Annotated in this window: 11 protein-coding genes; 6 read left to right on the top strand and 5 right to left on the bottom strand. The window is 41.1% G+C overall.

Annotated features, from left to right (window positions below; translation table 11 throughout):
- Window positions 1–227: 227 nt before the first annotated feature.
- Window positions 228–2,699, bottom strand: a complete 2,472-nt coding sequence (locus L6494_RS07995; RefSeq protein ID WP_237993567.1) for an ATP-dependent Clp protease ATP-binding subunit — start codon at window positions 2,697–2,699, stop codon at window positions 228–230.
- An 803-nt stretch (window positions 2,700–3,502) separates the two neighbouring features.
- Between L6494_RS07995 and L6494_RS07990 the strand changes: the two genes are divergently transcribed.
- Complete coding sequence (locus tag L6494_RS07990) at window positions 3,503–3,976, top strand: hypothetical protein (RefSeq protein WP_237993566.1); 474 nt, start codon at window positions 3,503–3,505, stop codon at window positions 3,974–3,976.
- Between the two features lie 85 nt (window positions 3,977–4,061).
- Here L6494_RS07990 and L6494_RS07985 read toward each other — a convergent pair whose 3' ends face one another.
- The gene (locus L6494_RS07985; protein ID WP_237993565.1) at window positions 4,062–5,681 is read right to left on the bottom strand and encodes a B12-binding domain-containing radical SAM protein; all 1,620 of its coding nucleotides are present in this window, start codon (window positions 5,679–5,681) and stop codon (window positions 4,062–4,064) included.
- Between the two features lie 338 nt (window positions 5,682–6,019).
- Entirely contained in the window at window positions 6,020–6,421 is a 402-nt protein-coding gene (locus tag L6494_RS07980) for a fasciclin domain-containing protein (RefSeq protein ID WP_237993564.1), read from the bottom strand.
- A gap of 527 nt (window positions 6,422–6,948) precedes the next feature.
- Between L6494_RS07980 and L6494_RS07975 the strand changes: the two genes are divergently transcribed.
- Complete coding sequence (locus L6494_RS07975) at window positions 6,949–7,398, top strand: pyridoxamine 5'-phosphate oxidase family protein (protein WP_237993563.1); 450 nt, start codon at window positions 6,949–6,951, stop codon at window positions 7,396–7,398.
- 89 nt (window positions 7,399–7,487) lie between these two features.
- Here L6494_RS07975 and L6494_RS07970 read toward each other — a convergent pair whose 3' ends face one another.
- Together L6494_RS07970 and L6494_RS07965 are read right to left on the bottom strand one after the other, a co-directional pair.
- Window positions 7,488–7,793, bottom strand: coding sequence for a hypothetical protein (locus tag L6494_RS07970; RefSeq protein WP_237993562.1), 306 nt, complete (start codon window positions 7,791–7,793; stop codon window positions 7,488–7,490).
- A gap of 377 nt (window positions 7,794–8,170) precedes the next feature.
- A complete protein-coding gene (locus L6494_RS07965) occupies window positions 8,171–9,565 on the bottom strand; it encodes a response regulator (RefSeq protein ID WP_237993561.1) in 1,395 nt (464 codons plus the stop codon).
- A gap of 559 nt (window positions 9,566–10,124) precedes the next feature.
- On the opposite strand from L6494_RS07965, the gene L6494_RS07960 reads away from it, so the two are divergent.
- The 4 genes from L6494_RS07960 (at window position 10,125) to rfbF (ending at window position 15,391) form a co-directional block, all read left to right on the top strand.
- Window positions 10,125–10,799, top strand: a complete 675-nt coding sequence (locus L6494_RS07960; RefSeq protein WP_237993560.1) for a vWA domain-containing protein — start codon at window positions 10,125–10,127, stop codon at window positions 10,797–10,799.
- A 42-nt stretch (window positions 10,800–10,841) separates the two neighbouring features.
- Window positions 10,842–11,624 (top strand): PP2C family serine/threonine-protein phosphatase, encoded by a 783-nt coding sequence (locus L6494_RS07955; RefSeq protein WP_237993559.1) that lies wholly within the window; start codon window positions 10,842–10,844, stop codon window positions 11,622–11,624.
- A 190-nt stretch (window positions 11,625–11,814) separates the two neighbouring features.
- On the top strand, window positions 11,815–14,016 hold the full coding sequence (locus L6494_RS07950; protein ID WP_237993558.1) for a tetratricopeptide repeat protein: 2,202 nt from the start codon (window positions 11,815–11,817) through the stop codon (window positions 14,014–14,016).
- Window positions 14,017–14,617: 601 nt separating this feature from the next.
- On the top strand, window positions 14,618–15,391 hold the full coding sequence (gene rfbF, locus L6494_RS07945) for a glucose-1-phosphate cytidylyltransferase (RefSeq protein ID WP_237993557.1): 774 nt from the start codon (window positions 14,618–14,620) through the stop codon (window positions 15,389–15,391).
- Window positions 15,392–15,611 lie beyond the last annotated feature (220 nt).

Below are 15,611 nucleotides of genomic sequence, written 5' to 3'. Positions count from 1 at the left end.
TATATTTTTATACTGGACATCAACAGCCTAGTACAACACGGCGGAAATAAACAGACCATTCCAAATCAATGAAACGCTTACGCTGTATTCATTTTGAATTTTGAATTTTGAATTTTGAATTCCGCCTTGCGGTACTAGCCATAACCGACAAGAAAACAAAAGCGGTAGAGGAATTTACCCTCTACCGCTTGCTAATTTTTATTTGAGAATCAAATCCCAAACTTTAACTAAGACTCAACACCTTGGGGTAACAATTCCCGACGCTGTTGAGAAGTAACTTGCACATTGCCGTTTTCATCAATATCAATTAGGGCGACATCGCCATCCTTGATACGACCAGACAGAATTTCTTCAGCCAAGCTATCTTCTAACAGGCGCATAATTGCCCGCCGCAGTGGCCTTGCACCGTAGCTGGGACTGTAACCTTCTTCGATGAGTCGGTCTTTGAAGCGATCGCTAACTTCTAAGGTTATACCTTTTTCTGTCAAGCGACCAAATACTTCTTTGAGCATGATGTCGGCAATTTCGGTAACTTCCAGCTTGCTCAATTGACGGAAGACGATAATCTCATCTAGACGGTTGAGGAATTCAGGACGGAAGTATTGCTTCAGTTCTTCGTTCACCAAGGAGCGAATACGGTTGTATTGTGATTCGGTTTGATCTTCGGCGAACTCGAAGCCGATACCACCACCACCTTTTTCAATTACCTTAGAACCGATGTTGGAGGTCAAAATCAGCAAGGTGTTCTTGAAGTCAACGGTGCGTCCTTTCGCGTCTGTTAACCGACCGTCTTCTAAAATTTGCAGGAGCATATTAAAGACATCGGGGTGGGCTTTTTCGATTTCGTCGAACAGCACCACGGTGTAAGGACGACGGCGTACAGCTTCTGTTAATTGTCCGCCTTCGTTATAACCAACATAACCAGGAGGTGAACCAATCAACTTGCTGACGGTGTGGCGTTCCATGTATTCGGACATATCCAGGCGGATCATTGCTTCTTCTGAACCGAAGAAGTATGAAGCCAAGGATTTCGCCAACTCGGTTTTACCAACACCAGTCGGCCCGGAGAAGACAAAGCTCGCAATGGGTCGGTTGGGATTCTTCAACCCAACACGCGCGCGACGGATAGCCCGTGAAACTGCTTTCACCGCTTCTTCTTGACCGATGAGTCGCTGATGCAAGGTGTCTTCCATGTGCAGCAACTTCTCAGATTCGGATTCGGTGAGTTTGTTCACCGGTACGCCAGTCCAGGAAGCGACGATGTGGGCGATGTCTTCTTCGGTGACAACGGGTTCTAGTCCGTCACCACCAGCTGTGTTGGTTTTGTTTTGGGCGATCGCGCGAATTTCGGCTTTGATTTCCATTTCGCGATCGCGCAGTTCCCCGGCTCTGTCAAAGTCTTGGGAACGGACTGCATCATCTTTTTCTTTTAAGATTTGGCGCAGTTCTTTATCTAACTCTTTGGCTGCGGGGGGCAGTTGGGAGTTAATTAACCGCACGCGCGAACCTGCTTCATCAACCAAGTCGATGGCTTTGTCTGGCAGATAGCGATCGCTAATATAACGATCAGATAATTTCGCTGCCGCAACTAAAGCTTCGTCGGAGATTTTCAGCTTGTGGTGTTGCTCGTAGCGATCGCGCAAACCATATAATATTTCTATTGTTTCATCGACGGAAGGCTCACCTACCATTACTGGTTGGAAGCGGCGTTCTAACGCAGCATCCCGTTCAATGTGCTTGCGGTACTCATCCAGGGTTGTCGCACCAATACATTGCAATTCTCCTCTCGCCAAAGCTGGCTTGAGGATATTCGCTGCATCAATCGCCCCTTCGGCTGCACCTGCACCAATGAGGGTGTGTACTTCGTCTATTACGAGAATTACATTACCCGCCTGGCGAATCTCATCCATGATCTTCTTCAGGCGTTCTTCAAATTCCCCCCGGTATTTAGTGCCTGCGACAAGCAAACCGATATCTAGGGTGACAACACGCTTATCTTCTAAGATATCGGGGATATCTTTGTTAGCGATGCGTGATGCCAAACCTTCGGCGATCGCGGTTTTACCTACCCCAGGTTCACCAATCAAAACTGGATTATTTTTTGTCCGGCGACCCAAAATCTGAATTACACGCTCGATTTCCTTGGCGCGTCCCACCACAGGATCGAGTTTGTTATCCGTGGCCATTTGGGTCAGGTTCGAGCCAAATTCATCCAAAGTTGGTGTTTTAGTGCGCCCAGATTGACCGGTCGCTGAAACCTCGGCGGTTTCTCCCAACATCCGAATGACTTGAGTTCTGACCTTCGATAGATCCACCCCCAGGTTTTCTAGCACCCTGGCTGCCACACCTTCCCCTTCCCGGATCAGGCCCAACAGCAGATGCTCGGTGCCAATGTAGTTATGCCCTAATTGGCGCGCTTCTTCCAGGGATAGTTCCAGAACCCGCTTTGCTCGTGGCGTAAACGGAATTTCTACGGCCACAAAGCCCGAACCCCGGCCTATGATTTTCTCTACCTCAATGCGGGCATCTTTGAGATTGACACCCATCGATTTCAGCACTTTGGCCGCAACTCCTGTGCCTTCCCCGATCAGACCCAGGAGGATCTGCTCAGTTCCAACGAAGTTGTGACCTAAACGGCGGGCCTCTTCTTGGGCCAGCATGATTACCTTAATGGCTTTTTCTGTGAAGCGTTCAAACATGGCATTTTTCCCATCACCTGCGTCGTGCCGGTACGCTGATTTTAGCACAGGCTATTCTTTTGGATGCCTGTATAAAGATAATAAACATCCAAGAACTATCACCCAAGTAGATAGGCTAACAATTATTTAGTTATTTGTTTTTATATGGCTGCTGTACTGAGGAGTTGTAGTTTATCAGCATTTCTAGGCTGTGACTATATACAGCAGGCTACATAATTTGAAGGTTTTATTAGGTAGTCACAAATATTTATTGTTAGCACAACTAGGTAGCATTAGTCAATTTTTTTCATGGTTATATATATTATTTAAAATAACTTAACTTTTTACATTAGAAATTTTAATAATTAAATTTGGACAAAAGTTAAATTTTTCTCACTAATCTTTAGATCCCATCAAGTACAGCAACACCAATTTTTTAGTCTGTTGCCAACGCCAAAGAATAATAATCATTATTAATTTTGTGGCTGATTAGTTGAAATTAATCAACGGCACAAGCTATAGAGATTTTCCAGTCACATACAAAAACCAGAATAATTACAGAATTACAGATAATTTTGATACAAAATGGACACAAATTATCATCTGATTTATCAAATCTTTCAGATCCAGGATCATATAATTAGAGACGCGATTCATCGCGTCTCTATAAATCAGTTGTTGATGCTGATACTATTAAAAATTCAATTTGTGGCGGGAGTCAGTTTTCCAATATATATGCTGAAATTGCTGTCCAGTAATTAATGCTGTTTGGTTACTTACTTTGGTTCTGCGTAATACTGAATGAATACGATCGCGAGATAAATATGGAATCCGAAAAAGTTCAAACAGAAAAGCAGTTAGATTATAAAGCCTTATTAACTGCTGCCAAGGCAGCCTTAAAGCTTGAGTACCAGAGATCAGCCGCGTTAATTTCACAACTGCAAACCATCAAAACTCAGTTAGCGGAAGTTCAGGCTGAAAACAAAATCTTGCGAGAAGGTGTTGATGAAGATGTCATTAAGCATTTTGAGGAGCGCAGCCAAGTAGCAGAAGCGCGATCGCTCAAAATAGAAGTGCGTCAAAATTTCCTGGAAGCGAATGGTTGCCAGGATGATGAGAGCTTTGATACTCTATGGGACAGCATTAAAGATAAGATTCAAATCCAAGACGGTGAAGTGAGAATTATTGCTAAAAATGGCACTCCTAAGTTCACCTTAGATGGCAAATTCATGACCTTGAAAGATTTTGTTCAATCCCTCAAACAAGACCCAATCTCAAGCAAATTTTTCTTGAACTAATACCAATTCTCTATGAAGTTGCACCAAAAAATGATGTAGAGACGTTGCATGGAACTTCTCTACAGCTACAGTGCAGAATAAATAATTAAAGGTTTGTAGTCTTCGCGTAGCGTCTCGTAGAGAGGACTTTAGTCCTTCTTTCTGGCTCAGGTAACACCGGGACGTTGAGTGGATCATAGCCTAATTGTTGAGTAATCCGTTCTCTAGCTAAAGCGCGGTACTCCCAAAAATGTTCTCCCGCCGCGCATAGACCTAAATACATATTGAGAACTTGAGGCTTTTTCACCAGAATTGTCCAGAGTTGTCGCCAAAACTGCCAGCGAATTTCCGGTCGCCGTAAGCCCTGAAGCCAGATAACCTGAGCTACAATCCGCAATCCCTTACCTGGTGAAAATTGCATAGTTTGCTGACGGTGAGAAGGCGAATTAATCTTGAGACATTGCTGAAAACAGCGTCTGAGATAGTTTTTCGGTTCATATAACGTCCAGAAGCCTTCTGCATACTCCCGCGCAATTTCTGCTAGGGGGCGGGTAGGAATAAAATTCATCAAAGAATTTTGATCTCCCACCTCAGTCACGCCAACACCTTCTAATAAACGCTGTTCTTTTTGCAGACGATGCCATAAAGCAGTGTTGGGCAAAGCTTGGAGGATACCCAACATCGGTTGAGGAATACTAGTTTGTTCCACAAAAGCTTGAATCCGTTCTCCTGCGCCTTGGCGTTCTCCGTCAAAACCAAGGATAAAGCCGGCATAGATGAGCATCCCGGCATCATTAATCTTACGACAGGCTTCAATGAGGGGATTACGAGTATTTTGTAGTTTTTGTGTTACTTGCAAGCTATCTTGGTCAGGGGTTTCAATACCGAGAAAGACAGCATAAAAGCCTGCTTCCTTCATCAGCTGTAGCAGTTCATCATCTTCTGCTAAATTCACAGAAGCTTCAGTAATAAAGGTAAATGGGTAGTTGTGCTGCTTCACCCAAGGAATCAATTCTGTGAGAAAGCGTTTGACATTACGCTGATTGCCAATAAAGTTGTCATCAACGATAAAGAGTGAGCCTCGCCAACCTAAATCATAAAGATATTGTAATTCGGCTATGGTTTGGTGAGGTTCTTTAGTGCGTGGTTTACGACCGTAAAGCGTAATAATATCGCAAAACTCGCAATTAAAGGGGCAACCGCGAGAAAATTGGATCGCCATCATCAAGTAGGCATCCCGTTGCAGCAGGTCAAAACGCGGCATGGGGCTTTGGGTGACATCAGGTTTTTCCACGGAACGAAAAATGCCTCGCTCTTTGCCTTCTTTGAGTGCTTCGAGAAACTGGGGAACTGTCAACTCCCCTTCATCCAAAACCAGATAATGCGCTCCAGAGTTCAGGGCATCTTGGGGGATAGAGGTGGGATAGGGGCCACCAACGGCGACTTTTTTACCTAACCGCACCGCTTTTTGAATCAGGGCATGAAAATCTGGTTTCTGCACCAGCATTGCCGACAGGATAACGATGTCACACCAGAGCCAATCAGCTTCTGTTTCCAGATTGACATTGCGATCGCAAAATCTAATTTCCCAGTCCTGCGGTAAAAGTGCTGCTACTGTAATGATTCCCAGGGGAGGTAAGACGGCTTTGAGTCCGGCGATTTGCATAAAGCGATCGTAAGACCAAAAAGACTGGGGAAATTGAGGGTAAATTAATAGTGCTTTCATAAAATCCTTTGTGTAATTTTAGTTGACTCTCATAGGAGCAAATACAGTCAAAAAATACACTTGAATTTGCTTACTAGTCCATCTTTCTCACTCTTGGCAATATTTGAGAAAATTAGCATTTTGCTATATTATTCAGCCCAAATAAAAATCTAGTTGCTCCTCACAAATGCGAACTCATTAAAACAATAAATATCTGAAAATACTGTCTAAGTACATTGTTATCTGCAATAGATAAATATGTAAATATACCTGAGTAAATATATTTAGATAGTAATGAGGTGGCGATTCTCTAAAATCTCCACCTCACGAATAGTATTCTCTATTCTTTAAGCGTTTTTTTACGCAGGAATCAACACTGTGTCAATTACGTGAATAACACCGTTATCAGCAGCAACATCTGGTGTTGCCACATTAGCATCATTTATTTTGACACCATTAGAAGCATCAATTTTCACATCAGAACCCTGTACCGTAGTAGCTGACTTCATCTTAACTACATCGGCTGCAAGTACCTTACCTGAAACAACATGATAAGTTAGGATTTTCTTAAGCTTGGGAATATCCTTCAGTAAAGCATCTACTGTACCTTTTGGAAGTTTATTAAATGCCTCATCAGTAGGCGCAAAAACGGTGAATGGTCCAGCACCTTTGAGCGTATCAACTAGCCCAGCAGCTTTAACCGCAGCAACTAAGGTGTTGAATGAACCAGCGTTTACAGCAGTATCAACAATGTCAGCCATGTGTTTTTCTTAAATTCACTAAGTGATACCAGCAATGTAAACTTTTTCAAAGTTTCTTGTATCTATCTTTAGGTATGTACTTAAACTCAATTTGTTTATGGAAATATTTATTAGATGAGATTTAACTATATTGGGCTAAAAAATCAAAGAATAGCTTGTATTAGCGTTATATTGTTGGATTTAATATCTTAATTGTGTATAAATTATACAAAATTAAAACACCCAAAAGGAATAGATGATATTCAAGTTATTTACCTAGCAAGATACAAGAATTATTTGATGTTTTATATTTTAGTAAAAAGTCAGGGGACTAATCAGTGATTTTGCGTAGACTGAGATTTGATCAGCAAAAAATCAGTAATTCGGCACAATAAAACCAAACTATGTGACTAGAGTTTTTCTTTGCTGTAGAGGTGATGAAAAGTTATTCAAAGCGTGTGATTCGCTTGCAACATATGGTCTAAAGCCACACTAACACACAGTCGTCTTTAATACTACTAATCAAATAAATATTTAGAAGAATAGTCATGTTAGATATTGATGAAATGAGTTCAAAAGAAATGCACGAACTGCTACACCAAGTAGAATACGGTCATCTTGGCTGCATACATGAAGGCAAACCCTACGTGATGCCAATGTATTATTATCTGGAAGATTCGGACATTTATCTATTTACAACGGTCGGCATGAAGACTCATGATATAGATACGAATCCAGAAATCTGCTTACAAGTGGAAGAAATCCACGGGTCTCTTCATTGGCGCAGCGTAATTGTAAATGGTCGAGCCTCGCGCCTCACAGAGCAACCAGACATTGATCGCGCAATGCACTTGATCAAAGAACGTAATAAAACGCTATCACCTGCTATAAATCGAACCTGGATTGATGCTGAGGGACGTTCAGAAGCGATCGCCATTTACCGCATCCACGAGTATGAAATGAGCGGACGCACAACTGATGGAGTTAGCAGTCGGTAAGAACTATAATCCCGCTTTTTCCTGTAAAACATCAAAAAGTGGGATTATGATTTTGATAGTCAATCTCAATAACCTGGCAGGCTTATGCTTCATCTAATAAAATCTACATGAGCAGCTACAAGCATCTGTGCTTGCCTTAAAACGTTCCCAAATAAATAAGTAGGAATCTGCCAAGCTACCACTGTCCTTTCTTGAGTAATATCCTGTACGCTAATTGCAATTAATTCATGCTCTGGTGGCTCTCCTTCAACTGCACCAGACCAAGTAAAAGCTAATAAAAAATCATCATATCCAGGTAAGGATGCAACCAAGCACTCTTCTGAGGCTGGCTGGCAATTAATCCCGTATTCATTGGTAAGTGCTACTAATTTCTGGAAATTGTTGGAATTCATCATTGATATTTTGCGTTGTATCACACAGCCGTTACTATCAAATTTCCCAAATTGTGAGTGGGAATTTCAGTGTTTGCTGAAAGTTGAATTTTTTTACCAAACTTCATCCAGAAATTTTACTGCTAATTTCTAGTGTCATTAGCAATAATTGCTACAGTTCTATAAAAACTTGAGAGGACTTTTATTTCCTGACCACACGCAAAGCTTGAAACTTCCCCTCAAGTATTAATTTTGCTTAATTACTTAGTATACATATTCATTATGTTACATTAAAACGCAGTGCAACGCAACACCACATTATATAAATAGGGATGAGTTTCTGAATAAATCTTCTTGACCCGAACTGACGTTAATTAAAAACTCGCAAGCCAATTTTTTAATTAAGTTAAGTGCATAAAAACCATTTTTAACAATTCTGCACGGGTAAACGGTTTAGTTAAATATCCCGATGCACCGACTAATCTAGCTTTTACTTTATCTACTATTCCCTTAGACCCAGTAACGAAAATAATTGGTGTATTTTTAAACATAGAATTATTGCGGATAATGCGACACAATTCATAACCATCAATTCCCGCCATGTTGAGATCCAGTAGGATTAAGTCTGGTTTGTGTCTAATAATTGACATAGCAGCTTTTAAGGGGTCATTAATTGCTATGACAGTAAAATTTTCATTTTCTAAAAAATAAGTAATTTCTTTTAAAATTGTGGGGCTATCATCTACAGAAACAATTTTATAAAGCTTTTCCGGGGTGACGGTAGTCGGTGTTACTCTTTCGGGAACAGAGTTCGTGTTATTTAATTCTTTGTTGGTTGTTTTTGTTTGAGTGGGAATTTGTGGCGATCTCTTGACAATAGCGACATTTTCTCTCTCTACAATTGGGGTGATGGGCGTAGCATTGCTACTGAGTTCTACAACTGTATCAACTAACTTTTTCTCAAGTAAGGCGGTTGTGTATTGAGGTGTTGATGAAAATTCTGTCACTATCTTGGGTAACTGATCAAATGGTGGGTCTGGTTCATGTAAGATAATCTCTCCAGTCACGATGTAAGGGTATAAATGTTGTGCTAGTTGCAGTTCATCTTGATTCATAATCACGGATAGATGACGCAGACTAAAACCCTTCATCCAGTAAGTTAATGCTGGCTGGAGTTGAGTCGAATTTTTACCAGGGATTGTATTATTTAGTAATAGATAGGGGCGTTGATGAGGAGAGGTAATTTTAGGTACATAAGTCTGCCAATTTTGTAATCTTATTTGACAACGTTCTATAACTTTAGTGACATCTAAGAGGCAAATTACAGGTAATTTCTGTGATGAATCGCTTAATTGATAATTACCAGTTTTAATCAGCAAAAATGACTCAGTTACTTCCTTAACTAATTCCTGAATCAGTACGGTAGCTTGTTTAGTATCTACATATTTCTGATTAACAAGCCATTGGATAGCTTGATAATCCTGTGGCTGAATAATATCAGGATTTTGATTTTCGTTGGTTTGATTGTATAGGTCAGTTTCAAACAACAAGCGTAACTGTACCCGTACTTCCGCCGTTATTAGGGGAAATTCTTGACTAAGGCGACGCAGATGACGTTCTAATCTGTCAAATGGTTCTACAGAATGGGTAGCATAAGTGATTGTCCCATTTTCCAGATAAATTGACCAAGTAACGAAGTTACTCACAGCTTGCAAACAAGTGGTGTCTAAACAACTAGATAGTTGTCTTAATAAACGCTGAGGACGTATTGCTGCAAACGTACCGGAATGATTCATATGAAGAAGGGGACAGGTGACAGGTGACAGGTGACAGGTGACAGGTGACAGGTGACAGGAAGACAAGTTGTAGAATTAAGTCTGTCTGAGTGCTTAATTAATAGTTGGTCAAATTGCTAACTCTATACTTGAGGTTTCTATTTTTTTACAAATTTTGCTTTTAAGTTCTCTTAGTTACAATAGGTATTTTTGAACATATTGATGAATATGATTTTGAATTTAATTTCTATATAGAAAAATAAAAATTCCACATAAACTCTTTAAAAATTTATGTAGGCAAATGCTAATTATTTATTATATTCTGTGTTTGCGCTATATAAATTTTGGTAGATGATTAATGTCTTCTATCCAAACCCTTCATCATATCTTTATTTCATCTACATCCTGATTAAGATTTCCTTAAATATGTAGAACTTGCGGTGAGAATGGTTTGTTTAATGAAGAGTGAACCAGCCACCATCAAACATCTACCTGTGGTCTTGTCGGCTTCGGCTGTGGAAAATATATACTTTGAAAAAAGGAACATAGAGCTTTGGACTATAACATAACACAAAACGTTATGAATGATACATTAACACTAGATGAAGTAGTAGAGTTTGCGGAGAATCCAGAACCACGTTGTCCTTGTGTGTTGTTACTCGATACATCTGGTTCAATGCAAGGCGTGGCGATAGAAGCTCTTAACCAGGGCTTGCTGAGTTTGAAGGATGAATTAGTAAAAAATTCCATAGCAGCCAGACGGGTAGAAATTGCGATCGTTACCTTTGATAGTCATATTAATGTAGTACAAGATTTTGTCACAGCTGATCAATTTAACCCCCCTATTTTGACAGCACAAGGATTAACGAGTATGGGGGCGGGCATACATAAAGCATTGGATATGGTGCAAGAGCGTAAATCTTTGTATCGTGCCAACGGTATTGCTTACTATCGCCCGTGGGTGTTTATGATTACGGATGGTGAACCACAAGGTGAACTAGATCATTTAGTAGAACAAGCAGCAATCCGCCTGCAAGGAGATGAAACCAATAAACGCGTTGCCTTTTTTAGCGTGGGTGTAGAAAACGCAAATATGATGCGCCTCAATCAAATCGCTGTACGGACACCCTTAAAACTGAAAGGACTGAACTTTATTGAGATGTTTGTTTGGTTATCGACTAGTATGTCAGCAGTTTCCCATTCGCAGATAGATGAGCAAATTGCATTACCGCCCATTGGCTGGGGTTCTATCTAAATGCAGCTTGACACTTTCACAGCTAGCTGACAAAACAAATATATGAAAACATCAAAACAGAACCCTCATTGGCAGGTAGTCGCCGCCTCTGTCTGTGGTACAAGCCACATCAAAAATAAGCAGCTGTGTCAGGATGCTCACCACTGGCAACTATTGCCTGATAACGTGTTGATAGCAGCAGCTGCTGATGGCGCGGGTTCTGCCAGCCAGGGGAAAGTCGGGGCGATGGTAGCTGTAGAAACAGCCATAGAAAACCTATCGCTCAAAGATATAACTAGAGATTCTCTAGCTGAAGATGAAACGGTGCAATTGCTGTTAAATGATGCCTTGCTAGCCGCTAAAAAAGCCGTGGAAGATGAAGCGGAGGCTTGCCAAAAACCGCCCCAGGATTTAGCAACTACCTTAATTATTGCGATCGCCTCACCCGAAATGGTAGCAGCAGCACAAATTGGTGACGGTTTGGCAGTGGCGAAGGATCACATGGGCAACTTACTAGCACTGACCATACCTAACAACGGCGAATATATCAACGAAACGACTTTTTTAACTTCACCAGGTGCTTTAGATACAGCCCAAATGAGATTATGGCGCGAAACCATAGTCAACATTGCACTCCTCACTGATGGACTACAAATGCTGGCTTTGAATATGGTTGTTGGTGAACCTCACAAACCCTTCTTTTTTCCTTTATTCGATTTTGTCGAAAAAGTAGAGGATAAAGCAGAAGCAAAAGAACAGTTAGTCAGGTTTTTAGGTTCTGAGCGAATTACACAACGTACTGAGGATGATTTAACGCTGATTTTAGCTGCCTTTAACCATTTGTGAGGCAGAGGGGCAGGGGGCAGGGAGCAGAGGGGCAGGGGAGCAGAGGGGCAGGGAGCAGAGGAGCAGGGAGCAGGGAGCAAAGTACCCAGTCCCCAGTCCCCAGTCCCCAGTCCCCAGTCCCCAGTCCCCAGTCCCCAGTCCCCAGTCCCCAGTCCCCAATTCCCAATAAAACCCTTAACCGTGATTGATCATGAAGGTACTACGTTATCTTCCCCAGGAAGAAATTCTCAGCCTCAGCGTCAGTTTGGGGCGTGGTGGTGAAGCTTGTATTTATGCTGTGCCATCCGCAGGCGATTTAGTAGCTAAGGTTTATCACAAATCTACAGTTGCTCATGCCCATAAACTCCGGGCGATGCTTGCCAACCCACCAGAAAACCCAACGGCGAATTTGGGGCATATTTCCATTGCTTGGCCTCAAGAATTATTGTGGGGGACAGATGAAAACAACGGCATTGTTGGCTTTTTAATGCCCCGCATTCGCGGAATGCGTCCCATTATCGATTTTTATAACCCCAAGACTCGCCGCCAACACTGCCCATTATTCAGCTATCAGTATCTTCTCCGCACAGCTCGCAACTTGGCAGCAGCTTTTGCATCTCTACATAATAGTGGTTACTGTGTGGGTGATGTCAACGAGTCGAATATCCTCGTCAGTGACACAGCCCTAGTCACCTTGGTAGATACTGATTCCTTCCAAGTGCGCGATTCGGAAAACGATGTAGTTTATCGTTGTCCGGTGGGTAAACCAGAGTTCACCCCACCAGAGTTACAGAATAAAATCTTTGCTCACCACGATCGCGATCTGAGTCATGATTTATTTGGTTTAGGGGTACTGATCTTTCAATTATTAATGGAAGGGACACATCCTTTCTCTGGTATTTTTCAGGGGATTCCCGAACCACCACCCTACGAAGCCAGAATTGCTGCTGGACATTTTACCTACAGTAAAAAGCGCAAAGTCCCCTATCTACCTACACCCATTGCACCGCCTTGGGAAATGCTTCATCCCAGGTTGCAAGAACTGTTTGTGCAGTGTTTTGAGGATGGACACTATGCCCGCCAACAGCGTCCCCATGCTCAAGCTTGGTTGTCTGCCCTCGCGGAAGCTGAAGACTCCCTCACTACTTGTAGTGCTAATCCCCAGCATAGCTATAGCAACCACCTGCACAGCTGTCCCTGGTGTGAACGGGCGGTACGCTTGGGTGGTAGAGATCCCTTTCCTTCAGTACAGGCAATAGAAAAAAAAGAACATTTACGTCCCCGCATCACAGCCAAAAAAAGACTCTACACTCAATCGATCCCACCTATTGGCTTACCATTGCCAGTGATGCCTTTGTATCAAACAAACTGGCAGTTACCCGCCTCTAACTTTGCACCTCAACGCCATCGGCGCAGAAAAAGGCTGTATCCAATATTGTGTTGTTTGTTGGGATTTGGGGCTTTGGGATATTTGGACGTGATGATGAAATTGACGCGTCCCTTGGTGTCTCAGAATAACTATGCCCAGCAAAGCTTCATGACAAAGCCTGCAATTGGTAGTATTAAGTTGAGTTTTGCTGATTACTACCAGCAAGGTCATGCTGCTTACCAAGTGCGAGACTATAAACAAGCCGTAGAAAACTTTACCCAAGCCATTCAACAAGAACCCAACAACGCTAAAGCCTACGTTAACAGGGGAAATGCCCGCTACAACCTAAAAGACTACGACGGCGCACTGATAGACTACAGTGCTGCTTTGCAGCTAAATCCCCAAGAAACCAAAGCTTTTGTGAATCGGGGTAATGCTCGCTATATGCTGGCAGAATTTAGCAACGACCCTGACAAAGAATATAAACTAGCGATCGCAGATTTTAACCAAGCCCTGAGTATTAATGAAAAAGAAGCTGAAGCCTATATCAGGAGGGGCATTGTCTACTCCCAGATAGCTAAATATAGCAACGACACTCTCAAAGAATATCAAGAAGCGATCGCAGATTTTGATCAGGCACTGAAACTTAATGCTGCCAAATCCGAAGCTTATTTTCAGCGTGGTTCTGTCCACTATCTCATCGCTCAATATAGTAGCGAGTCTCTGCAACAATACCAAAAGGCGATCGTTGACTTTAATCAAGCCTTAAAAATTAACGACAAACTCGCCAAAGTTTACCTGAAACGGGGTATGGTTCGCTATGAACTTGTACAACTAATGGGTGATAACTCTAACCCAGATTATGTCCAAGCCATTGAAGATTTAGAAATAGCTGCCCAACTTTCCTTAGAACAAGAAGATACAGAAGTTTATCAGCAAGCACTCAGTAGTATCTGTATCGTTGAAGAAAGCAAATGTAATGCTTTATTGCAAAGTTCTGCTATGTTGGGATATGCCAGCAACAATTTCAACATAAATCAGTAAAAGGGATTGGTGATGGGGAATACGTTTTTTTGACACACTAGAATACCGATTCACTGAATCAATCCAGTAAGTTCGTAGTAAGGACTTTAGTCCTTAAAAAATCAGGACTAAAGTCCTTACTACAAACCCATCAAATAGCTTGACATTTTAACCAATAAATTTATTTTTTTTACGGACTAAACATCTAGTGCCATGTATACGTTAATAAAATAGTAAATTTACCTTTGTAGGCGCAGCTTATTTTGATATCAATTTTATTGAATAATGTCTAAGTTTATGGTATTAATATCGGATTTTTTTGCTAAATAGTCTTTTTTGACAAGACTTAAATACCGGAATTAAGACTATTTTAATTCAAAGAAATAACATTAAAAACATCGATTTAAATTATTTTTGTCTAATTTATTTCTATTTACAAAGCTTTTATATATTTAAAACTTTTATTTACTATTCCTTTATTTAATTACCTCGAATAAAAGTTAGATTATGTACGGATAAAACTACGAAATAAATGAGTTTTTCTCCCATACATCTATGTGCATCCTCTTCATTCGGATAAATTTTCCATAATAATTGACCTGCATATCTTTGAGGTAATTGCATGAAAGCGGTGATTTTGGCTGGAGGGCTGGGTACACGTCTCAGTGAAGAAACCAGCATCAGACCGAAGCCAATGGTTGAGATTGGTGGTAAACCAATTCTCTGGCACATTATGAAAACTTATTCTGTCCACGGCATTAATGATTTTATTATTTGTTGTGGTTATAAAGGTTACATCATTAAGGAGTATTTTGCTAACTACTTCTTGCATATGTCTGATGTAACTTTTGATATGCGATTTAATCAAATGAATGTGCATTCGGGTTATGCTGAACCTTGGCGTGTCACCCTAGTTAATACAGGTGATAACACTATGACAGGTGGACGCTTAAAGCGCGTTCGAGAACATCTTGGTAATGAAACTTTTTGCTTTACTTATGGCGATGGTGTCAGTAATGTTAATATTACCGAACTAATTAAGTTACACCAAGAACAAAAGACCCTAGCAACACTCACAGCAGTTCAACCAGCAGGACGTTTTGGGGCAATTTCTCTAGGACATGAACAAACTAAAATTACTAGCTTTAAAGAAAAGCAAGACGGGGATGGTGCTTGGATTAATGGTGGTTATTTCGTATTAGAACCAGCAGTTATTGATTTTATTGCTGATGATGCTACAGCTTGGGAGAAAGAACCATTAGAAAAGTTAGCAGAATTAGACCAGTTATCTGCTTTCAAACACAATGGTTTTTGGCAACCAATGGATACCTTAAGAGACAAAAATTATCTAGAAGAGCTATGGAAAAATAATCAAGCTCCTTGGAAAGTTTGGTAATATCGCAAAGCGGAATTCAAAATTCAAAATCTTGCCCTCGAAGGAAGTGAAGGGTCAAAATTCAAAAATAATTTGAGGTTGAGATTTTGATACGTGAATTTCCGTGAGGTTATAATTTTTACCTATATGAGTAGAAAGGCACAAATAGGTAGAAGCATATAAAGAAAGACGAGGGGTAACAAAACTCTTTCTTCTTGCCAACTGCCTGTTGCTTTCTGCC

The sequence above is a fragment of the Nostoc sp. UHCC 0870 genome (assembly GCF_022063185.1).
Taxonomy (GTDB): Bacteria; Cyanobacteriota; Cyanobacteriia; order Cyanobacteriales; family Nostocaceae; genus Trichormus.
The sequence above is the reverse complement of the archived record's forward strand: the minus strand, read 5'-3'. Positions and strand labels throughout refer to the sequence as shown.